The sequence below is a fragment of the Lentilactobacillus farraginis DSM 18382 = JCM 14108 genome (assembly GCF_000583655.1).
Lineage (GTDB): Bacteria > Bacillota > Bacilli > Lactobacillales > Lactobacillaceae > Lentilactobacillus > Lentilactobacillus farraginis.
Window position 1 is genome coordinate 1 of the sequence record NZ_BAKI01000042.1, and the last position, 22,864, is coordinate 22,864.

Annotated in this window: 19 protein-coding genes and 1 pseudogene; 10 read left to right on the forward strand and 10 right to left on the reverse strand. The window is 42.9% G+C overall.

Going from position 1 to position 22,864, the window contains the following annotated elements; all coding sequences use genetic code 11:
• Positions 1 to 658: 658 nt before the first annotated feature.
• The 3 genes from JCM14108_RS11375 to JCM14108_RS11385 form a co-directional block, all read right to left on the reverse strand.
• Entirely contained in the window at positions 659 to 1,015 is a 357-nt protein-coding gene (locus JCM14108_RS11375) for a hypothetical protein (protein WP_056984058.1), read from the reverse strand.
• 287 nt (positions 1,016 to 1,302) lie between these two features.
• Positions 1,303 to 2,421 (reverse strand): glycerol dehydrogenase, encoded by a 1,119-nt coding sequence (locus JCM14108_RS11380; RefSeq protein WP_035180919.1) that lies wholly within the window; start codon positions 2,419 to 2,421, stop codon positions 1,303 to 1,305.
• A gap of 134 nt (positions 2,422 to 2,555) precedes the next feature.
• Positions 2,556 to 3,830 (reverse strand): acetylornithine deacetylase, encoded by a 1,275-nt coding sequence (locus JCM14108_RS11385; protein ID WP_035180920.1) that lies wholly within the window; start codon positions 3,828 to 3,830, stop codon positions 2,556 to 2,558.
• A 469-nt stretch (positions 3,831 to 4,299) separates the two neighbouring features.
• Here JCM14108_RS11385 and JCM14108_RS11390 point away from each other — a divergent pair, with 469 nt between their 5' ends.
• Both JCM14108_RS11390 and JCM14108_RS14715 read left to right on the forward strand, forming a co-directional pair.
• Positions 4,300 to 4,647 carry a hypothetical protein gene (locus JCM14108_RS11390; protein ID WP_051996154.1) on the forward strand — a complete coding sequence of 116 codons (348 nt, stop codon included), beginning with the start codon at positions 4,300 to 4,302 and terminating at the stop codon, positions 4,645 to 4,647.
• 286 nt (positions 4,648 to 4,933) lie between these two features.
• Positions 4,934 to 5,104, forward strand: a complete 171-nt coding sequence (locus JCM14108_RS14715) for a hypothetical protein (protein ID WP_156654960.1) — start codon at positions 4,934 to 4,936, stop codon at positions 5,102 to 5,104.
• 207 nt (positions 5,105 to 5,311) lie between these two features.
• Here the strand turns inward: JCM14108_RS14715 and JCM14108_RS11395 are convergent, their stop codons facing one another.
• The 4 genes from JCM14108_RS11395 to JCM14108_RS11410 form a co-directional block, all read right to left on the reverse strand.
• Complete coding sequence (locus JCM14108_RS11395) at positions 5,312 to 5,830, reverse strand: QueT transporter family protein (protein WP_035180922.1); 519 nt, start codon at positions 5,828 to 5,830, stop codon at positions 5,312 to 5,314.
• Positions 5,831 to 5,926: 96 nt separating this feature from the next.
• Positions 5,927 to 7,237: an NCS2 family permease gene (locus tag JCM14108_RS11400; protein ID WP_035180924.1), complete on the reverse strand. Its 1,311-nt coding sequence runs from the start codon at positions 7,235 to 7,237 to the stop codon at positions 5,927 to 5,929.
• Positions 7,238 to 7,517: 280 nt separating this feature from the next.
• A complete protein-coding gene (locus tag JCM14108_RS11405) occupies positions 7,518 to 8,033 on the reverse strand; it encodes a type 1 glutamine amidotransferase domain-containing protein (protein ID WP_035180927.1) in 516 nt (171 codons plus the stop codon).
• A gap of 152 nt (positions 8,034 to 8,185) precedes the next feature.
• Entirely contained in the window at positions 8,186 to 9,133 is a 948-nt protein-coding gene (locus JCM14108_RS11410; RefSeq protein WP_035180929.1) for an aldo/keto reductase, read from the reverse strand.
• Positions 9,134 to 9,218: 85 nt separating this feature from the next.
• On the opposite strand from JCM14108_RS11410, the gene JCM14108_RS11415 reads away from it, so the two are divergent.
• From JCM14108_RS11415 to JCM14108_RS11440, 8 genes and pseudogenes are all read left to right on the forward strand, one after another.
• Positions 9,219 to 9,782, forward strand: coding sequence for an SDR family oxidoreductase (locus JCM14108_RS11415; protein ID WP_035180931.1), 564 nt, complete (start codon positions 9,219 to 9,221; stop codon positions 9,780 to 9,782).
• A 36-nt stretch (positions 9,783 to 9,818) separates the two neighbouring features.
• The gene (locus JCM14108_RS11420; RefSeq protein WP_035180933.1) at positions 9,819 to 10,190 is read left to right on the forward strand and encodes a hypothetical protein; all 372 of its coding nucleotides are present in this window, start codon (positions 9,819 to 9,821) and stop codon (positions 10,188 to 10,190) included.
• Positions 10,191 to 10,654: 464 nt separating this feature from the next.
• A complete protein-coding gene (locus tag JCM14108_RS11425; RefSeq protein ID WP_035180935.1) occupies positions 10,655 to 14,203 on the forward strand; it encodes a PD-(D/E)XK nuclease family protein in 3,549 nt (1,182 codons plus the stop codon).
• Positions 14,203 to 14,826, forward strand: a complete 624-nt coding sequence (locus tag JCM14108_RS15525) for a UvrD-helicase domain-containing protein (RefSeq protein ID WP_237745818.1) — start codon at positions 14,203 to 14,205, stop codon at positions 14,824 to 14,826. Before JCM14108_RS11425 ends, JCM14108_RS15525 begins: the two co-directional genes overlap by 1 nt.
• An 11-nt stretch (positions 14,827 to 14,837) precedes the next feature.
• Positions 14,838 to 17,237 carry a helicase-exonuclease AddAB subunit AddA gene (gene addA / locus JCM14108_RS15530; RefSeq protein ID WP_237745819.1) on the forward strand — a complete coding sequence of 800 codons (2,400 nt, stop codon included), beginning with the start codon at positions 14,838 to 14,840 and terminating at the stop codon, positions 17,235 to 17,237.
• Positions 17,237 to 17,968: a PD-(D/E)XK nuclease family protein gene (locus JCM14108_RS15535; RefSeq protein WP_237745820.1), complete on the forward strand. Its 732-nt coding sequence runs from the start codon at positions 17,237 to 17,239 to the stop codon at positions 17,966 to 17,968. The genes addA and JCM14108_RS15535 overlap by 1 nt, the downstream gene beginning before the upstream one ends.
• A gap of 93 nt (positions 17,969 to 18,061) precedes the next feature.
• Positions 18,062 to 18,622: a L,D-transpeptidase gene (locus JCM14108_RS11435; protein ID WP_420805525.1), complete on the forward strand. Its 561-nt coding sequence runs from the start codon at positions 18,062 to 18,064 to the stop codon at positions 18,620 to 18,622.
• Positions 18,623 to 18,695: 73 nt separating this feature from the next.
• Positions 18,696 to 19,840: pseudogene (locus JCM14108_RS11440) on the forward strand (trans-sulfuration enzyme family protein).
• Positions 19,841 to 20,191: 351 nt separating this feature from the next.
• On the opposite strand, the gene JCM14108_RS11450 reads toward JCM14108_RS11440, so the two are convergent.
• The 3 genes from JCM14108_RS11450 to JCM14108_RS11460 all read right to left on the reverse strand — a co-directional run bounded on the left by JCM14108_RS11450 (position 20,192) and on the right by JCM14108_RS11460 (position 22,533).
• On the reverse strand, positions 20,192 to 20,725 hold the full coding sequence (locus tag JCM14108_RS11450) for a GNAT family N-acetyltransferase (protein ID WP_035180942.1): 534 nt from the start codon (positions 20,723 to 20,725) through the stop codon (positions 20,192 to 20,194).
• Between the two features lie 168 nt (positions 20,726 to 20,893).
• Complete coding sequence (locus JCM14108_RS11455) at positions 20,894 to 21,109, reverse strand: CsbD family protein (RefSeq protein WP_035180943.1); 216 nt, start codon at positions 21,107 to 21,109, stop codon at positions 20,894 to 20,896.
• 242 nt (positions 21,110 to 21,351) lie between these two features.
• The gene (locus tag JCM14108_RS11460) at positions 21,352 to 22,533 is read right to left on the reverse strand and encodes a thiolase family protein (protein WP_035180944.1); all 1,182 of its coding nucleotides are present in this window, start codon (positions 22,531 to 22,533) and stop codon (positions 21,352 to 21,354) included.
• Between the last annotated feature and the right edge of the window lie 331 nt (positions 22,534 to 22,864).

The window sequence follows — 22,864 nt, forward strand, 5'->3', positions numbered from 1 at the left end:
TATAATGGCGCCAATAATTATAGCTATTAACCATTTTGGTAAAAGGAATGAGTCCCAGTCGTTCAAAAAATATTCCATTATGAGGCTTACTGAAATTACCGTAATAAGTGTTGAAATTGCGATAATGAAACGTTCTTTTTAGGTTACTGTTTTTTTAGTCATTGCAAACATCCTCCCTAAAAAACGATGTTTGCGCATCGATGATTAGTGGAAAATAAGACCAACTTATTACATCTTTATAATATCCCTTTTTTGAAATAAGTAAATAAAAGCAACTTATTAAATTGCAAAAAAAATGATGGCATTACAAATATTTATGCATATGCAAAAGCGCAATGCTGTCATAGTAAATGCTATGAGAAGTTTAGTTACGAATATGGATTGCCAAATAAAGGATACCGAACTATAACAGGATTTAAGTGTGCATATTAAGGGGATAATATCGCACAATAAAACGTGGGGGATCAGACTGAAAATGAATAGAAACAGAAGTGCTGCCAATACCTTTAATGGCATTCCCAGGGATGATAAACTAAAAAATTTTGGGCGTGTTACTGCTTTCGATTTCTGCCAAAAACGCTGTTAAGATGATGATACTGACGGGCGTAAATCCTATAAAAGCGATTAAAAGTACTCCGAGCTGCTGTTCAAATTTAGGTCAGTGTTTGCCAAAATATCTAATCCTAACCAAGGTAAACTTGGTTGGTATTTCCGAATTGATTTTCAGTGTGATACCGTAATACTTTGAATGGTTAATCTTTGCCGGATAATAGGCAATGCCTGAACCACCTTGGTTATCGGTGGTGAAGGAAAGCTTGATTTGGCGGGCCTTTCGAATTTGATTGTAGGTCTGTTTGTCGCAAATTCTTTTTAGCTTGTTAGGCTGGTTTTTTAAAATGTTGAGTTGGGTTTGTGCCACGGTCTGCGCGTGCCAGTCAAAGGTAATACCTTCTAAAAATAAGTATGCCATCAGGAAAAGCATTAATTGTATCAATAACCGTATGAATCTTCGCACGAAAATCCTCCTTAAATTAACAGGTTTTTACTTATGTTAATTCTGATATGTGGATAAGACAACCCGTTACTGGATAAAATATGGTGAGTATCGAGGCTTAATTCCTAAGAGAATGAAATTAAGAGATTTAAGAAATCTTTTTATAAGTCTTATATTTACTGCTGTTGCTTTGTGGCATTAGCAGTTAACCGGGCTAACAATTAACCGTATCGAAGCTTATCAAGAAGGTCCCTAAAACCAGTTTGTTTGCTGGCTTTGGGGACCTTCTTTAAAAATCAAACGATTATTTAATCTAATTCCATGACAGATTTACCTTGGAAGTCCCGGCTGTATTCGTCCACTGCCTTGATTGCGGCAAAAACGTCAGCCGGTGTGATGTCGGTCGGCATACATTTCATTGTGTCGTTTTCGTCACAAGCTTGCGTGGCGACTTTCATCAAATCTTCATCGGATGCGTTTGCCAAGTGAAGCCGGGTAAGGGTGGTTGGCAGGCCAAGTTTCAAGTCAAACTTCAAGAATTTTTCAAAGCGTTTTTGATCACTACCGTCCAGAATTAATTCAACTAATGTTCCGTAGGCCACCTTTTCGCCGTGGGTCAAATGATGAATATCACCCGATAACGCGGTAAAACCATTATGAATAGCGTGAGCCGCCGCTAAGCCGCCGCTTTCAAAGCCCAGTCCGCTAAGCAGCGTGTTGGCTTCAACGATATGATTAAGTGCGTCGGTCGCAACGTGAGCCCGGTTGGCAGCGACCGCCAAGTCGGCGTATTCAAACAGGGTATCCTCACAGGCTTGCCCAATTGAACCGGCCACGATCGTTTGTTTGGCACCCAGCATGTTATCGGCGTTGGCTTTACGAACGTCGATTGCTTCGACATTGGTTGCCAAAGCATCGGCCATTCCAGAGATTAATAACTGAACCGGCGCGCCGGCAATGATTTTAGTATCCAGTAAAACAATTTCGGGGTTCTTTTTATAGAACCGGTAGTGATCAAATTGCCCATCATCGGTGTAAATAACCGAAAGACGGGAACAAGGTGCGTCGGTTGAAGCAATCGTCGGTGCGATCATTGCGGCAATGTTGAGATTGTCAGCGATTGCTTTGGCTGAATCAGCGGTTTTACCACCGCCAAGACCAATAATCAGCTGATCTTGATGTTGTTTGCCGATTTCGGTAACCCGATTGATTTCAGATTCGGATGCTTCACCTTCAAAAGTTGCCAGGTTGACATCAAAATTATTTTTCTTTAAATAGTCGATAAATTGATTACCAACGATTTTTAAAACGGTTGGATCTGAAAGAAGCAGAACTTTTTGACCATACTTCTGAATATATTGAACGCTGTTGAACAATTCTCCCGGACCTTGAATATAGGTGCTGGGGCTGGCAAATACTTGGGTCATATAAAAAACCTCCTTGGCAGATACGTGATTAACTTCACATACCTATTATATTCAATTTATTTTTGAAAAGAAAGAGATTAAGAGCTGACTGAAGTATTAAACCAACGTGAGTGGGGTGAATTGACGGTATTTGGTTATTTTTCCCTTTGGCACCAGTCGACCACAAAACCGGCAATCGATTTTGTGTAATTCAAGAGTTGCTCAAAGCTGGCACTTTCATTATCACTGTGGGCTTGAACCAGCTCTCCCGGCCCGTAAATAACGGCGGGGATGTGGTAGTAGCCAAACCAGCCGCCATCTGAAACGGAAGTCGACATGCCAATTACCGGCTGGTGACCGAATGATGACTGATGGGAAGTTGCTAACAGTTGCATGGCTGGGCTGTCAGAATCCAGTTCAAGGGCTGGAAAGACCTCGCCCTTATCGACTAACATGGAGTCACCGCCCCAATTAAATGTTGGCAGGTTGTCACGTAGCCAAGGATCAGCTTTGGCGGCTGCGATAACCTCGTCTTCAACTTCCTTTTCGATACCTTCGACAGTTTCATTTGGGTAGAAGTGAACGGTAATCCACAATCGGCATTCGTCGGCAACAAATGCCGGGTGAATGCCACCCTTGATGTAGGCCGGATTGATTGTGTCGGTGCCGGGTTTAAAGCCGGGGTAGCTTTTAGTAATTCCCCAGTAGCGTTCGAGAGTTTGGAGTGCGGAAATTACCACCGTCATTTTTTCGACCATGCTGGCGGCTTTTAACCCACCACCGGTTTGGACCATCGAGATGCGGTTGCCGTCATGGTAGGTATGCGGGCTTCTTAACGTAATCCAGCCGGTAATCACGCCGCCTTGTCCTTGAAAATGGGTTCCGGACGTATCGCCGATAATCGCAAAATCGGCTTTTTCGCCCTGTTTGAGCAGTGTTTTAGTACCGGCTTCACCCAATTCCTCACCAACTACTGATTGAAACTTCAAATCCCCTGGTAAGCTAATATTTAATTCCTTAAGCATTTGAAAGATAAACAGGTAGGCGGCAATCGCCCCTTTCATATCACTGACACCCCGGCCAATTAATATATCACCATTTTTAACCAGCTTAAAAGGGTCCGTCTGCCATTCATCACGATTTTCCAGTGCGGCAACATCAACGTGACCGTTTAAAATCAGGCTGTGATGGGTAGCGGATTGGCTGCCTTTTTTAGTTGCCGACAGGAGTTTATCACCATCGTAGAAATCCTGTTGTTTGGCGTCAAATCCGTAGTCGGTCAGTTCATCATGGATCACCTGTTGCAGATCAGCGGTATTTCGTGCGGGTGGTGAAACGGTGTTGAAGGCGACAATTCGGTCAAGTTGCTTTAGCAGCTCGTCTTGGTGCTGGTCAATTGCGGTTAAAAGCTGTTCTTTAATAGTTGTCATTAGGTGATTCTCCAATCTAAAAATAACTTCTCAGCAATTTTTACTTTATTGCTAGAGAAGTTATTTGAGATGGTTCGCCCTTGAATTGATTTTAGTTTTCACGTTAAATAACGGCTTTCCTACGCGAGTACTGACTCTCAGGTTCAAAGGGTTCCCTTTCAGGTCTCAGCGAATTGCTCCCCTAGCTGTTATTAGCATAGCATAGTTTGGGTGACTTGATGCAGCTGATTTAGTGGAATTTGACATGCTGTTTTTGAAATTGTTCAGGATACTTAGGATTAAGCCGTTTCAAACATGTGCAAGATTCCAATCAGACCAGTTCTAATAATCCTCATTCAGTCCCCAAAGTACTAAAATTAATACAGACAGCAATGTGGCGATTGGTGGGATTGCCGTACCTGACAACTTGGATAACTATTTCCGAGGAAGGGAAAGTATGGGTTGATTTTCAAAGGGGGGAAGAATAAATATGCAAAAACAATATAGATTCTTAATAAGCTTTATATTTATATTTATCGGTTGGATTACCGGGTTCTTAGGAATTTTTGCACTTGGGCCATATCCACTTCCACCAATCGCATCTCCTGTTTACTATATAATCGGAGCTGCAGGCGTAAATGTTGTTGTTGGGTTAATATATTTATTTCCTGTAAACAAATTAGCGATTAGAATTCTGTCTTCAATTTTGATTATTTGCACTTTGGTTCCAGTCATTTATCAGATTGTAATGAATTACTATTTCATGTTTCCTTTTTTAATAATGGAAATTGTAGTCGGAATCGTTACATTTTTTGTTCCACAAGACTCCTCGAGGTAAGTAAAAGCACCATTTAATACATGCTTATAGTTACGGTAATTCTAAAAAATAGTCTTTCAAATAATAAATGGTGGCTTTCGCCAATAAAAATGTCATTATTCGTTCTTGCATAGCACTGCGCAGCCTGATATTGAAACATAGCTTTAATTTGGTTACCGCATTGCTGAAAAGTAAATTCACAAAAAATTCAAATTCATCTTGTATCCTTACAATGAAGCTTCATAGTGGAAGAAATTAGTCTGTTTAATGTAAGGCAGATAAATTGAAGCAGTGGGAGAATCGAATATTGAAAAAAGTTGTCTATCCAGTAACTATCACATTATTTTTCCTGGCTTGGTTTTTCTTGGAGTATGAAAAAGATTACTTACCCTGGATACTGGTTATGATTATTAGGTTTATCTTTATTTATGTGGTCGTTAAAAAAGCCAGTGACTATGTGGAACATAAAGGAAGTTAGGCTTGAAGTTAATCGGCTTTATTCCAATTAGAGTATTAAGAAGTTTTGAATGTTGACAGAAAATAGTTGAGATAGTTCAAAAGCTCATCCTTCTTAAAAAAGGTTCTGTAAAATCAGTTATCTGGAATACTGATCTTACAGGACCTTTATTTGAGCCGAGATACAATTGTCTGACTTATCAATTGTTATTTAGACTTTTACAGCAGATTATCTACTTAAATCATATTTTAAATTAATCAGATAGAGAATAACCGCCCCGATTGTCATAGTGACAAATTCACCGATACCGGCAGTCAGGTAGGTACTCCAGAATGTTGGCCAAAAAGCACTATGGCCGATAATTGCAATTTCAAAACCAATAATGAACATATAGAATGTTCCGATCAGAACGGAAACAACCAATTTGGCAACCACTGATTTCATATGCTTGGTAACCAGATAGATGGTAAGCAGGTTAATCAGGGTTTCCGCAGTCCCAACCACCATGTCAATCGCACCGTTTGGCGACATAATGTTGGTAATAAAGCAGGCCAGCGTAATGGCGACGATGTAGCGTTTGTTGAATGGGACGAGGTTGTTCAATCCTTCGGAAAAACGAAATTGAATAGGCCCATAACTTACGGCTGCAAAGACCATCGTTAACGCGATGTAGAGTGCAGCAACAACGGCAGCTTTGGTCAGGTCAACCACACTGTCGATGCCGAGAACATTAGTCTTAGAATTCATAGCAAATTCCTTCCTTGTAAATTATTTAGTTATTTGTAACCTACTAACTTTACAGCTTTTCCCGATACATTTCAACTTGGTTGTATTGACTGACGATTAACTGTTTAAAATCCACAGGAAGATGACAAAGACCACGGCCAGGCCGTACATCATGGCACTGACTTCCTTACCGCGTTTTGCGGCAATCATTGTGATTGGGTAAGTGATAAAGCCAAGGGCAATTCCGTCAGCAATGCTGTAGGTAAACGGCATCCCAACCAGGGTAATGAAAGCCGGAGCAGCAATTTCAAATTTTTCCCAGTGGACGTTTTTCAAAGATTGCGCCATCAAGACACCGACAATAATCAAGGCCGGTGCGGTTACCTGGCTGGTAATAACCGTCAATAGTGGTGAAAAGAAAGTTCCCAAAACAAATAGGATACCAACGACAACGGCCGTGAAACCGGTTCGGCCACCAACCGCGATACCGGCAGACGATTCAACAAAGGCCCCCATTGGCGAAGTTCCCAAAATGGAACCAACGGCCATTGTAGATGAATCGGCGATCAGTGCCCGACCGATTCTGGGGATCCGGTTATTTTCAATGAAGCCGGCTTGTTCAGCCAAACCGACCAGCGTCCCCGCCGTATCAAAAAAGGTTACCAGTAGAAATGTCAGGACGACCACCACTAATTGAAGTGAGTTGATGTCGCCGATATGTGACAGGGCGACGCCAAAGGTTGGTGCCAGACTGGGCATACCGGACACCCATTGATGGGGTAGTGGAATTAAGCCGGTCACCATTCCCAAAATAGCGTTTAAAACCATTCCGATAAAGATTGCACCGGGAACTTTTCGGCTCATCAGGATAACAGAAACCAGCAGGCCGAAGATCGTCAGCCAAGTCGTGCCAACGTGCAGTGATCCCAAGCTAACCAATGTATCTTTGCTGGACTGAATCAGACCGCCATCATTCATGCCAATAAAGGCGATAAATAAACCAATACCGCCACCAATTGCGGCTTTAAAGTCGGCGGGAATTGAATCAATAATTTTTTCCCGTAATTTTAAGGCCGTTAGGATAATAAAGATGACTGAAGCAACAAAAACCCCGGCCAATGCGGTTTGCCACGACACTTTCATGCCGATGACAACTGAATAGGCGAAAAAGGCATTAATTCCCAGACTAGCTGAAATCGCAATCGGATAGTTGGCAATCAGGCCCATTAAAAAGCACCCGAAGGCCGAAGCCAAGGCGGTGGCTGTAAAGATAGCCCCCTTGTCCATGCCGGTAACGCCTAAAACGTTGGGGTTGACGAATAAAATATAAACCATCGAAACAAAAGTCGTAATACCGGCAATTGTTTCGCGACGAAAATTAGTTTTTCGACCCTCAAAGTCGAAGAACTTGGCAATTGAATTTAGCATAAAATAATAGCTCCCCTTATTGTTCGGATATAAAATAAAAACAACGCATTTTATATTACCATTATAGCTTATTATCTTCAATAACCGAATTAAAAGTCGCCGGTAGCAGGAATTATTTACTAATTAAAGCGGTTTCTTTTTATGGTTGCACAAAAACGGACAGTCATTCAAAGATGATTGTTCGATATGGTTTAAACGTTAAGAAGCTGTTTGAGCATATCGAAGACCAATTTTGAATAACTGTCCGATTTTAAGGTGCAATAGCTTTTATTATTTTAAGTTAAGCATTTTTCTTCAAAGTTTCAAGCATTGAACTGTTGAATGCGTCCAAATCATCCGGTGTCCGGCTGGTAACCAGGTTTTGATCTACGACGACCGGTTGATCTTTTACAACTGCACCGGCGTAATACAAGTCAGGCCGAACAGTTGTGTAGGCTGTCATAGTGCGTCCTTTGGTTAATCCGGTCTGAATGAATAATTGTGGGCCGTGACAAATTGCAAAAACGGGTTTGTCGCTTAGCAAAAAGGCTTTAACGAAGTCGACAAAGCGCTCATCTGCTCGTAGTTGATCGGGGGAGAAGCCTCCGGGAATCAAGAGTCCATCAAATTCATCAGGCGAAACATCGGCAATACCCTTATCGGCGGTAATAGCAACACCGTGCTTACCGGTAATTTGACTGCCGGTCTGATTTTCAATGGTAACAACCTCATGGCCGGCATTTTTGAGTGCCTCAACTGGTGAGGTGTATTCGACATCTTCCACGTCGTTTGTAACAATTACGGCAATTTTACTCATTATTTTGCTCCCTTCTTGTCTCAATGTGGTATCTATTTTATACTTTAAAATCATGAATGACAATAACGCACTCTGAGCTGCAGGTTCAGCCACGCTTCAATATTAATGATAATGCCAATCAATAGTGAGTGGTAAACTGCAATAAGAGACGCTTATTCAAATAATTTAAACGCGTTGTCAATCATATTAAATTCTTCATCTGATAAGACAATGTTCATTGCTTTGACGTTGCTTTGAACCTGCTGGGGCGTCTTGGCACCGGGGATGACAACACTGATTGATGGATTTTTGATGTACCAGGCCAACACGATTTGGGCAATTGTCGCGTCGTGATTGTCAGCAATTGGCTGCAGGTTGTTTACGGAATCAATAATTGCCTTAAACCGGCTGCCGGAGAAGTTGGGATCCTGGCTTCGTAAATCGGTTTCGGGAAACTTTTGCGGTGTTTTATCGTATTTACCTGTTAGTAGACCGGATGCCAAGGGAAAGAAGGGGACAAAAGCGATGTGTTCCTGTTTTAAATACGGAAACAGGGTTTCTTCAGGGTCTCGATGAACCAAGCTGTATTGATTCTCAATAACGTCAACCTGGTGATTTCGATTGGCTTCTTTAAGCTGCGCCAAGGAAAAGTTGGAGACACCGATGGCCCGAATCAGCCCCTGGTCTTTTAAATCCTGTAAAGCAGCAACGGCTTTGTCTTTAGCGGTGTTTTCGTCTGGAAAATGGATGTAGAATATATCTAGATAGTCGGTTTGAAGGCGTTTGAGGCTGGCTTCAACGAAGCGCTTTAAGTCATCCGGGGCGTTGCTGATGGTTGTTTGACCGTCTTTGACGATTTGGGCGCCTTTGGTTGCGATGGTGATTTTAGAACGATCATAATCTTTCAATACTTGACCGATTAATTCTTCTGAGCGGCCGAGCCCATACGCATAGGCGGTGTCCAACATCGTGATGCCATTATCCAGTGCGGCCCGGACAGTTTGCATGCCGGTTTGCTCATCGAGGTTGGGAAATAAATTGTGACCACCAACAGCGTTTGTCCCTAAACCTAAAGGGGTAGTTTGGACGTTTGAATGGCCAATTGTGACGTTTTCAGTCATATTGCAAATCCTCCTTTGATTTTCCTTCTATACTATGGTACACATTAAGTTAAGCACAAAATATTTCAACTAGGAAGTAAATGACGTGAAAAAATTATTAATTTTGAATCAACAAAGCCCAGTGGTCACGGCCTTGCTGCCGTTGTTGGCTCAAAATGACGAGGTCGCAGTCAGTGTCTTTCAAGGCGACTTACAGTCAGCAGCTGATTATGGAAATGCCATAAAAAACGTTGACTGGCTGCTTTCGGCACTCGGACCAAACGACGTCGATTTGGTGTTTGAAGCCTTGTTTGACGCAATTGATGAAGTCGGCCCCGCTATCCAACATTTCATTATGCTTTCCTATGCCGGGATTGATGATGAATTAACGGCACCAATGACGTTTCCGAAAGTGGCTAATCGATCAGAATTTATCAAGCAGCAGCGTTACGCTGCCAAACTGGTTGACGAATCCGAGATTCCGTATTCGATTATTAGAATGGGAACTTTAACAAGTGCCAATCAGTCAAATTACCAGTTGTATAATGAAGGCAGTCAAATGCCGAATGGCCGGGTAAGTGCTAAAAACGTTGCCCGCTTAGTCGAAATGGCATTGGTAAACCACAAGTTGGTTAACCAATCGGTCGGTATCATTGATGAGGCCAAATGAATTTTAAATTAAACGTTAGGAGTGTGGTCCGAATATATGGCAATTAAATTGGATCCGGAACAAATTAAACAGCTCAAGCAACAGCTTTTTGTTGCAAACCGCAGTTCACACTTTGTGATTATCATGGCAATTTCCAAAAAGGAAAATACCGGTGTGAGGATGGTAACCGATTGGAATAATTTTTTGAATATGAAAATGACTAATTCAGATAAGTTTGAATTTCACGTAATCAGGGATATTCTGCCAATTACCGATAACTTGGTGTACTGGGCAGTTGCGCAACAAAATCTTCATACGGCTCAAATGCAGGGAAATCCAAATGAACAGGTTGTAGATGATTTGGAATATTATACCAATAAAGTAATGATTGAAAATAAAGTCCAAACCACCGGTTCAAGGGATCGGTAGGGCAACTCAAAAAGGCTGCGAAGATGTATCTACTTAATTACATCACTGCAGCCTTAAATGCTTTTAGTCTAAAAACTGAAATAAAAACAGCCGAGCCGTTTTCATTTCAGTTGTAAAAAGCGTTACTATGTACCGCCTGGTTGGATCCAGGCGTTATTAGGAGAGAGGATTGGTCAGCCCTGTGAACTTGAAAGATATATTGGGGGTAGATCGTAAATTCTTGCTTCCGATATTAAATCGTAGCGGCCGGCCAATCCTCATAAACAAGATCAATGCAAGCATAAAGCTTTCATTTAGGTCAAATGATGGATGCATTGTTACATCCACCTCTAATAATAGCCTATTTTTTACAATGTTCAATGAAAAGGACCTGTTTTTGATAACTAACTGTTTAAACGATCGTGAGCGATTCTTTTATAAACGGGATAACTCAAAAAAGCGTTGATTTGAAGGGAGAATATGCCGTGACATTACAATTTGTACTGGGAACCAACGGGGCTGACCACCAAGGTAAAATGGTTGAAATCCTCCAAAAACAGCGGGCTGAAAATCCCAATGACCGGTTTTTTTATTTGGTTCCCAACCACATTAAGTTTGAATCAGAAGTTGAAATTTTAAAACAATTGGCGGATCCCACTGATCGGGTAACTGCTCAAAGCAGCGTGCAAGTCCTTTCATTTACCAGATTGGCCTGGTATTTTTTACGGACCACAGCTAAATACCAGAAACAACGGATTAGTCCGGCTGGAATTAATATGCTGCTGTACCAAATTATTACCGATCGGCAGGATGACCTGCTTCTTTTCAGTCAGGAGGCCCGTCTGCCCGGCTTTATTGATCAGATTGCCAAACAGATTTCGGCAATGCAGGCTGGTAACGTCCTGCCTGAAGACTTAATGAAAATGAATGAAAGCCCGGCTGCTCAGTTATCCAACGATTTACGGGATAAATTGCACGATTTTGCGATTATTTACGCGGACTATCATCAACGAATCGATGACCAGTATTTTGATAATCATGACGTGTTGAATCTACTGAGCGATTATTTGGCAGAACGCGATTTAACGAACTATCATTTTTATATTTCCGGTTTTTCAAAATTCACAGCCCAGGAGTGTCGGTTGGTAGAAACGTTAACCAAACGCGGTGCCAGCATGACGATCTCACTGATTTTAGACAAACCTTACCGGACGGCCCTGCCGACACAGCCGAATTTGTTTTATCAATCGGGAAAACTTTTTTATCGGCTTTACCGGTTTGCAGCCGACCAAAAGATTCCTTACCTACCCGCTGTAGTTGCCGATCAGCCACGGCTTTCATCGGATCTTTTAAAATTAGAAAAGTTTTGGATTCAATCGAGTGGCCTGGGGGCGATTACGGCAGACAACACCGTTTCACCTCAAAGTATTCAGATCTTTCAGGCGGATAACCCATATGCTGAACTGGATCAGGTCGCTGCTCGAATTCGCCAAATGGTCTCAACGGGTAAGTACCGTTACTCGGACTTTTTAATTTTAACGCGGCGCTTGGATAGCTACGCAACCATTTTAGATCCCGTTTTTACCATGCAGGGCATTCCGTATTTCAAAGATATTCAAAAGTCCATGGTGGACCATCCCTTGGTGGACCTGTTAAGTTCGCTGTTTGATATTTATGACCATCATCGTCTCCGAAACTATCGGTATGACGATGTGATGCGGTTTTTAAAATCCGAACTGGTGTTACCCCGGAATTCGGATGGAACGGCGATGAAAATCGACGACTACCGACGGGCAGTTGCGCTGACTGAAAACCTGGTCTTAAAGAACGGCTTTGAAGGGCAAAAATGGACTCAGGCTGAAGATTGGCAGTACGTTTGGGTGGCGGACGACGATGACGGGACGATATTGACCGACCGTGATAAGGAGATTACCCGGCAAATCAATGTTATTCGTCACTTGGTTAAAGATACGCTGCCGAAATTCTATCGGCGACTTTACCGAGCGAAAACCAACGCTGATGCGGCGACTGCGCTATATCATTTTCTGGTTGAAACTGGGGTCGTCCAACGACTGCAGCAATTACGAAACGCGGCTGTTGATCAGCAGGAAATCAATCGTTCGGATGAAATCGAACAGGTTTGGCGGACTTTTTGTTCGCTGCTGGACGAATGCGTGCAGATTTTGGGTGATCGGCCGTTTGACGCCCAGGACTTTTGGGCGTTGATTTACGCGGGCTTTGAAGGGGCCAGCTATTCCCAGATTCCATCAACACTGGATCAGGTTCAAATCTCTGAAAGTGGGATGGTGCAGATGGCCAATCGAAAGGTTACCATCATGATCGGTTCAAATGACGAAACCATGCCTGAAAGAATTGTGAATGACAGTTTGTTTGGAGACGATGATCTCGTCCAGATTCAGGATAATTTAAACGATGATCAGTATCTAAATGACCCGGCCGACGAATTAATGGCTGATGAACCGTACTTGAATTACCTGGCATTTACCAGTTCGTCGAGCCGGCTGATTTTTTCGTACACCAGTCACTTAAATGATGAAACGGACGTTAATTTATCACCCTACGTTACCAGAATTGCGGCTCATTTTAATTTACAAATCACACACCACGCGGCGGTTCCGGATAATCAAACGCCGGTTGCCGTGTATATTGGTACGAAACGGGCAACCCTGCATCATTTGATTCAGGTAGTTCAGGATACTTATAAGAATAAAGGACAGTTAAACGCAACTTGGACGTTTATTTTTAACCAATTAAAACACGATCCCGAGATTGGCCCGTTGACTGACCAATTGCTTGGTAGTATTGATTATAAAAATGTACCGGTACCGCTTAGCCAGGAAATTGCTGAAAAGCTATACGGATCGGCGCTTAATATTTCAATTTCACAGTTGGAATCTTTTTATGAAAACCCCTATGAATATTTTCTGAAATATGGATTGCGTTTACAGGAGCGAGAGCAGTTTGAACTGTCGCCGGCTTCCACCGGACAATTCTTTCATGAGGCGCTGGATCGAATTATTTCAATGGTTCACGAGCAGAAAATCGACCTGGCTGACTTAAACGATGCCGACGTGAACGAATTGGTAGCTGAAAACGTCGCGGCAATGGTTGCGGACCCTGATAATTTTCAGTACGTCATCCTGAACAGCTCAAATCGAATGCACTATATCACCATGCAGTTGGAAGCAACGATTCAACAAATGATCAGAACGATTCGGGATCAGCAGAAGTTAACCCCAATGCGGCCGCAAAAAACCGAATTGGTCTTTGGCCAGCCGTCTTCAAAGGGCTTAAAGGGGCTTAGCTTTGAGCTGCCAAACCATAAACAGGTCAACGTCCGGGGCCGGATTGATCGAATTGATGCCATGAAAGTTAATAATAAACGATATTTTGGCATTGTAGATTATAAATCCAGTAATAAGAAATTTGATTTTAACCAGGCATATATCGGTACGTCAATGCAGCTGCTGACGTATTTGGACGTCTTACGCGAGAATTTGGCAGTGCTGAATCCGGATACCAGTGATGCGCTGCTGGCCGGGGCACTCTACATGCATATTTTTAACGCGACTTTCAAACCTGATGATTTTCAGAAAGGCTTGGAAAAGTCGCTGTTAACCAAGCACAAGTACCAGGGAATTCTGGTGGATGATGCCGATTTGGTAGATAATTTGGATACTGATTTAGCTAATGGCAGTGGCCACTCCCTGGTTTACCCGTTTAACAAGCTGAAAAGCGGCAGCGTCGGTAAGGCGTCCTCGACGATTACCGAAAATGATTTGAATGCGTTTCTGGACCGGACAGAATCGTTGATTGTGGATGCTTCCACTCGGATTTTCAACGGCGATACGTCGTTGGCACCGGTTAAGATTGATCAGTTCACGCCAATGCAATTTACACCGTACAAAGCCATTATGAACTTTGATCCACTGCTGCCGGAAAACAACTATCGATTGGTGCCTAAGCACACTAAAAAAGAAATTATCGACAAACTAAGGGGTGAAAAGCAATAATGCAATATACACCGGATCAAGAAAAAGCTATCAAGGATCGGCCCGCCGGTAATGTCTTAGTTTCCGCATCAGCCGGTTCCGGAAAGACTCGGGTACTGGTCGATCGGATTATTGACATGGTTAAAAATCAGGGGATCAATATTGACCAGTTGCTGGTGGTGACTTTCACCAACGCCGCTGCCAAAGAGATGCGTGAACGACTGCGAAGCTCGCTTCAATCGGAGTTTGCCAAAGCCACCAGCGCTGACAGCAGGAAGCATTTATTAACCCAGATTCGAAAGGTCGCGGTTGCCGATATTACGACAATGGACGCCTATTGTCAGAAGTTGGTTGCCCGTTATTACTATATTTTGGGAATTGATCCGAATTTTCGCGTCCTTTCCGACAATACTGAAATCCAATTACTAAAAGAACAGGTGTGGGATAATGTCCGGGAAGATCTGTACGGTGAAGATAAAGATCATTCTTTTGCTGATTTGACGGAAAATTTTTCCAATGATAGAAGTGATGACGGGCTGACCGACGTTGTCTTTCAGATGGACGCGTTTGCCAACGTCAATGAAGATCCGGACAAATGGCTGAATGACGCGGCTTCATTTTATAAGATCGGGCAAGAGGGCTGATTCATAGTGATTTGTATCAAAATCTGATTGCCCCGCAAATTGCCGATGCTTTGAAGCGGCTCCAGCTTTCACATCGGGAAATTATAAAGTTGGCGCAGCAGGCGGATTTAACCAAAATATTAACGCTGTTTTCGGATCAATCAGCAGCAATCGATCAATTGCAGCAACGGGTTGAACAGGCTGATAATTGGGACGAGTTGCGCGATTTGATAACCCAATTTAAGTTTGCTTCATTAAGTAAAGCCAAATTATCCAAAGCTGCCGATGATTATCAGCGTAAGACCCATGAATTGATCAAGAATGCCAATCACAAGATGAAGACGGATTGGGGGAAATTGGTTGCCGGCTACTTTACTTGGAATGAGCAGGATAATGTCGCGCTAATGCGGGCAGCCAAGGACCGGATTGAAAAGTTGGTCACGGTTGTTAAAACATTTCGGCTTGCTTACAAGCAGGCTAAGCAGCGGCGGCATTTGATGCAGTTTATTGATATTGAACACGCGGCATACGATATTTTGAACGACCAAAGTGATCAGGCCCAACAAGTCCGCCATCGGCTGCAGGATCAGTATTATGAGATTATGACTGATGAATATCAGGATAACAACCGGCTTCAAGATGCAATTTTGAATAAAATCAGCAGCCGTGATCATGGTAATCGCTTCATGGTTGGGGATGTTAAGCAATCAATTTACCGATTCCGGTTGGCAGATCCAACGATGTTTATAAAAAAGCAGGCCCAATATCGTCAGGCTGATAACGACGACGAACTGATTACGCTGTCGGAAAATTTCCGATCAGCTGAAAATATTGACGCATTTGCCAATCTGATTTTTGAACAGACAATGGACAGTCAAGTAGGTGAAGTGGATTATACCGGTAAATCAAAATTAAAATTCGGGGCGGCTTATTATCCGACTGATTTAAAAGCTGATGTATCACTGATCGTTTATCGAACCAAATCATCGACAGCAGCCGGCAGCAATGACGATTCAGAGTTGGCGGATGATCAGATTGAAGACAGTGACAGCGGTCAGGCCGAAATTATTGCTCAGAAAATTCGAACGTTGGTTGATGGTCAAAGCCGGATTTACGACAAGCATTTAGCAGAAATGCGACCGGTTACCTATGGCGATATTGCAATTATTTCTCCCACCCATAATAACGAGCTGACCCTTTCAGATGTCTTTGGCAAATACGGCATTCCGGCTGAAATTACCGGTGCCAAGAGTTACTTTAAGACAACTGAAATTCAAATTATGATGTCGCTTTTGGCAGTTATTGATAATCCGTTTCAAGATATTCCACTGGTGGCAGTTCTGCGCTCGCCGATTGTCGGCCTGGATGAAAACCAGCTGGCTTATTTGCGGATCAATCGGAATACCGGTAATTACTATCAGGCGGTGCTTGATTTTTATCGCGGCTTTTCGTCGATTAAGCCCAATGATTATGCGACCCGAATTTATCAAAAGATTAACCGGTTTATGAGCCAGTTGCGGCATTTTAAGGACGTTGCCCAACAGGATGGCTTGGTGGCATTGATTTGGGATATCTATAATCAAACCGGTTACTTGGATTATGTTGGCGGGATGCCGGCAGGACTTCAACGGCAAACCAATCTGCATGCTTTGTATGATCGGGCGGCTGATTATGAAAAGAATGGCTTTAAAGGACTCTTTCAGTTTGTTAAGTTTATTCAGCGAATGCAGGATCGAGACAACGATTTGGCCAACACCAACCCGACAACTTCTGAAAATACGGTTCACGTGATGACAATTCATGGTAGTAAGGGGCTTCAATTCCCGGTAGTTTTCTTAAACGACGTCGGCAAGCATTTTAATATGCAGGATACAACCGGCAAATACGTTTTAAACGATCATTGGGGGATTGGGATTTCTTATTTTGACAACCAGACACGGGAATTTCGGTCACCTTTGCAGCGTCAAGCTATTCTGGACATTACCAAAAATGCCGGCTTATCAGAGGAAATGCGAAAGTTGTACGTAGCCATGACCAGAGCCGAACAACAGCTATATCTGATAGCCAAAGTAAAGGGTGAAAAGACTGGTGATGACCGACAGCTGATTGAACACTGGCAGGGGTTAACCAATGCCGGGCAGTTGGTATTGCCGGTCGCGGTTCGAAACGCTGCCAAGAGTTATTTGGATTGGATTGGGCCGGCTGTTTCAAGGCATCCCGGTGTCCTGGCGCAATTTGGTGACAGCCTTGGAACTGACGTGCTGGCAGACAATCGGGCAAGCTTCAAAATTGATTTTTATGACGATGATCGTATCACTAAGGAGTCCGGTCGACAAGCGGACAATCAACTATCGCCAAATGAATTTATCGATCAATTGACGCAAAAAAAGCGCCGGTTGAGCAGCCGACCCAAGCGGCCATTTCCCGGGTAATGGCCTTCAAGTACCCGTACACAGCAGCGACCGTAACAACGGCTTACCAGTCGGTTTCGGAAATCAAGCGGCTCTTTGATGATCCTGATAATACGCAGCTGTCCGGTTATTCTATGCTGGATGTAAATAAGGCCGCCAATACCGGCCGTTATCTGAAGGCTGATTTTGGCGCGCCGGCATTTGTGTCGGAGAATAGCAATAAGCCCGCGCCAACCGATATCGGCACAGCCACGCACTTGGTCTTGCAGCAGGTGGATTTAAAGACCCCGCCGACTGCTGAAAAGCTGACCAACTTGATTGCCAACCTGACTCGTCAGCACATTATTCCCGAAGCAGTTGCCAAACAAATGGATGTGGCAGAAATTCTTCAATTTTATCAAAGTGACATTGGTAAGCTGGTCCTGGCACATCCGGAAAAGACATTTCGGGAAGCGCCATTTTCATTATTGATGAAGGCCAAGGACGTTTTTAAAGATTTTCAGAAAGATGATGATCAGTCCATCCTCATTCACGGGATTATTGATGGCTATGTGATAACGGATCAAGACGTTTATTTATTTGATTATAAAACGGATCGAATAACGCCAAAGACCACCGTTTTAGACATCGTCGATCGTTATCGGGGACAATTGACGTTGTATGCGTTGGCACTGGCGAAGATTTTGGGGCGGCCGGTTACCCATAAGTATTTGTATTTGCTCGCTGCAAATCAAGCAGTGGCAGTTTCTTAATTATTAAGGCCGGGTAAATTAAAGCACAACTTCATAACCGAAAAAATAGATGATGATATAATAAATTCAGACTGTTATTGAGAGTGAGAAATAATGCGAAAATATCTACAAATCATTACCACAATAATTTTAGCCCTCGTACTGACCGGTTGTGGCAGTGATCACGCTGATAATCATCATCATGATACGTCGGCAGAAAAGCGGCCGGCTAAGGTTATTAATTGGCGAAAGCCGTCTCAAAATAAGCCTTATCCCAAGATTACGGCAAATAATGGCCGTTTCTTGCAGGTGTCCATCAAGAAACAACGGGTTTATGTCATGAGCCATAACCGACACGTCCTGTATACGATGTATGCTTCAACTGGGATTCATAACTCAACGCCCAAGGGAACTTATCATATTCAGCAGGAACGCGGTAATTTCTTTTATAATGGCGAATCCCGTGAAGGCGCGCGTTATTGGACATCATGGAAAGACCATGGGGTTTATCTGTTTCATACGGTCCCAACGAATGCACAGGGGCGTTATATTAAATCAGAAGCCCGCCATCTTGGAAAAAAGGCAAATTCCCACGGATGCGTCCGACTCTCGATTCCGGATGCCAAGTGGATTAACCGGCACGTGCCAATGGGGACAAAGGTTGTTGTTAATTAAAGATTGCACGTTACTCGGTTGTCAGGCGTTTATGACAGTCGTGTATTAAAATAAAGATGCAGGGGTGTTTTGGTTGACCAAATTTAATACATTGTTAGTTCGCGGCGGCAAGCCGGACGATAACCATACGGGCGCGGTAAATGTGCCAATTTATAATTCATCAACGTATCGGTATCCCAAGCTGGGGTCTGATGTTCGTTGGGATTATGAACGGTCAGGAAATCCAACTCGGGATAACGTTGAGAATGTGTGCGCCGAGTTGGAAAATGGCGACCGGGGATTTGCTTTTTCAAGTGGTATGGCGGCCATTCACGCGGCCCTCTCTCTGTTTAAACCCGGTGATCATCTGGTGATTGGTGATAATATTTACGGCGGGACTTTTCGACTGGTAAATGACTTTTTAAAGCCACGGGGCATTAAGTTTACGGCGGTTGATACCCAGGACCTTCAAGCGGTTGAAGCTGCCTTTACACCGGCAACCAAGGCCGTTTATTTCGAAACTGTCACCAACCCGTTATTGAAAGTATCAAGTGTCAAACAGATTTCACGACTGGCTCATCAGCACAATGCGATGGTGATCGTTGATAATACCTTTTTGACACCCTATTTGCAAAAACCGCTGAACTTGGGAGCTGATTTGGTACTTCATTCAGCAACCAAGTACCTGGGTGGGCATTCCGATATTATGGCTGGAATCATCGTGACCAAAAATAAAGCACTCAGCGATCGGGTATATAAGCTTCAAAACAGCATTGGTGCGGTTTTGGCTCCTCAGGAAGCTAATTTACTGCGCCGGGGAATTCAAACGTTGAATCTGCGAATGGACCGGCACATTTCAAATGCCAAAAAGATTATTAAATACCTGGAGCGAAATGATAAGGTTGGCCGGGTTTATTATCCGACCGTTGATAAAAATAGTACCGACTATGCGATTATTAAAGATGAGGCTCGGGGTGCCGGTGGCGTCCTGTCTTTTGAACTGAAAGATGGGTTGGACGCAGCCAAATTTGTGAATAGTCTGCAGCTAATCATCTTGGCGGTTAGTTTGGGCGCGGCTGAAAGTCTGGTAGAGGTTCCGGCATTTATGTCGCATTTTGAAATTCCCAAGCAAGGCGGTTGGAAATGGGAATTAAGGACGAGCTGATTCGATTATCGGTTGGCTTGGAAGACGTTGACGATTTAATTGCTGATCTGGAGCAGGCATTCGAGCGGTTATAATTATCCAAAAATATGTGACGGCGGCTTACTTGAGGTTACAAAAAGGGGCCGGGTTGACAGTTTCTTAGTCAACCCGGCCCCTTTTATCCATAGAATCTAACTTAAACTAAATAGATTAATGAGAATGATACCCATTATTAAAATAACGGCAATTAAACCGATTGAAAATTTAGTGAAAAATTGTCCGTTAATTTTATCCAGTAAGAAGAAAATGATTACCAGACAAATGATCCCAATTGCATACATTGTTATAAGTGCGGTTTTAACGTCCGCATCAGAAAGCGCCAATTTGATCACCTCAATAGAAACATTGTACATCAAGGCCAAGTTGGAGAAAAGAAGCGCGATTCATTATTCGATAATTAGCTGGTAAGCATAACGGGGCGAAGATTCGTGATCGCCTTCAGCCATGTAGATGGTTCCCCGCTTGGTAAAGCCGTTGCTGGTGATAACGTGCTGCATGCCTTTGTTATCGGGATGTGTATCAATTCGAACATCTTTGTAACCAAGAACGCTGGAAATGGTAATTAGGCCGGTAATCATTTTTTCTGAAAGATGCTGGCCCCGAAAATTCTTAGACATGGCAATTCGATGAATCGCGGTATACCGGCCGTGAACACCATTTAACCATTCGCCGTCGTGAATTTGAAGGTAGCTAACATCGAGACCTTGGTGAAGGGCCGCGGTTGCCGCAATTTTACCGTCGATAATTAAGACGTAGGTAATCCCAAACTTAACATCGGTTTCCAAGTCTTCATCGGAGGGATAGCCATCCTGCCATTGATCGATTCCCTGTTCCTTCAGAAATGCTTTTGCATCCATAATAATTTTTTTGATTTCCGGCAGGTCCTGGTTCGTTGCTTGACGTAAATATGTTGCAGACATCAATGCTCACATCCTTTTTGATATTTCTAATTTGAACGATTAGATTTCTTTAGCACGAAAGAGCATTATAGAGCATCGATTTTTTAATTGCAAGAAGAATTACGTGAGAAAAGAAAAAGATCGAAAGCGGCGTTTATGGCCCGGGCTTTCGATCTTTTTTTAGAATAACTACTTGTCTTCCTGATCTTTTTTCTCATGTTTATCCAAGAAATCGTTTGTTTTTTCAGCAACCTTTTCCTTAGCGTCAGCTAATTTTTCCTTTGCTTTGCCGGATGCATTTTGGAGCTTGCCTTTTAACTTCATCTTGTCGTTGCCGCTGGCTTCGCCAAGACCTTCCTTTGTTTTACCGACAACTTTATCGGATTCGTTTTTTAATTTTCCCATGGTGCCACATCCTTTCGTATTTCTTATCTATATCATAACTAATTTAAGCAGAAAACAGCAACTTTTATGATTGATAATTTAAAAACCGGCGGGATTGAATCTGGCAGCTATTGATTTGAGTGAAAAGAGCCGGCAATAACGCAACCGTAATTTTAGCGGTAAACCGAATTGATAGCTTTCATCCGGCAGGCTAACTATAGATAAGATTAAAGAAGAAATCGGCTGTTGAAGCAGTGGAGAGGTTATCCATATTTCTTGAGCAGCATGGCGGACCCCATACCGCCACCCATACATAGTGAAGCAATGCCATAGGTTTTGCCCGTTCGTTTCAGATTATGGATCAATGTCGTTACAATCCGGGCGCCTGAATCTCCTAGTGGATGACCAAGTGCAATGGCACCACCGTTAATATTTAAACGATCTTCGGGGATGTGTAAATCTCTGGCAACGGCAACACTTTGAGATGCAAAAGCTTCATTAATTTCAAAAAGATCGATGTCTTCAGGTTGCATTTTTCGTTGCTTCAGTAATTTTTTGATTGCATAGTAGGGTGCGTAGCCCATAATGTTGGGATCGATTCCCTGCTCAGCGTAATCGATAATTTCTGCCAAGGGCGTTACCCCAAGCTGCCGGGCATGGTCAGCAGTGGTCATCATCAATGCCGAAGCGCCGTCATTTAAACCGGCCGCGTTGCCGGCAGTAACAGTCCCGGTTTCTTTAAAAGATGGGCGTAATTTTGCCAATTGTGCCAGGCTGGTATCAAATCGAACGGCTTCATCTTGAGAGACAAGTGTCGTTTTCTTCTTATTAGTAATTTGAATCGGAATTAATTCGTCATCAAAGTAGTGATTTCGAATGGCTGCTTGGGCTTTAAGATGAGAATTCAAAGCAAAGTTGTCCTGCTGTTCTCTGGATATATTGTAAGTCTTTGCGACGTTTTCTGCTGTAATGCCCATTGGCAGGTTTGAGAAGGCATCGGTTAACCCGTCATGTTCCAGGCCGTCATAAACGGTAATCGACCCAAATTTAATCGGTTGCCGCTGGTTCATATTTAAAAACGGTACGTTGGACATACTTTCCGTTCCACCCGCTATAATCACTCGGGCACCGCCGATTAGTAATTCCAGCTGTGCCTGACGGATGGCTTTTAGTCCCGATCCGCAGACTTGATTAATTGTGTAGGCAGTTGTTTTTGAAGATAAGCCGCTTTTTAATTCGATTTGGCGGGCAACGTTTTGACCATTGCCTGCTTGAATAGCGTTACCAAAGATAACTTGGTCAATGTCGCTGGTTAAAATACCCGATTTATCTATTAACGCTTTTGAAACGTCTGTTGCAAGGCTGACGGCAGTTTTGCTTTTTAATGCACCGTTTAGTTTTCCAATAGGGGTGCGTTTAGCATTAATTATGACAACTTTTTCCAATAATATGACTCCCTTTGCGTATTCAAGTGTTAGTATACATATACCGGCTTGATTTTGGGGATTATATGGCTTCAGTTTTCCGTTTTCTTAGTTTTTTCAAGAAAATATGAAATTAATTTTGAAAAACTGTTGACCTCACTTAAAATAGCTGGTAATATATTATTCGTTGCTTCGATACGAACAACATATACCAATCGCTTCCGAAAAAGTTTTTCTTGACTTAGAAGATTCGATGTTATATAATTAATTTCGTTGCTTGAAGCGCAGGACAACAGCGATTCGCTAAAACGAATCGCGTGAGTTTTTAAAAAAATTCAATTGTTGTTTTGCA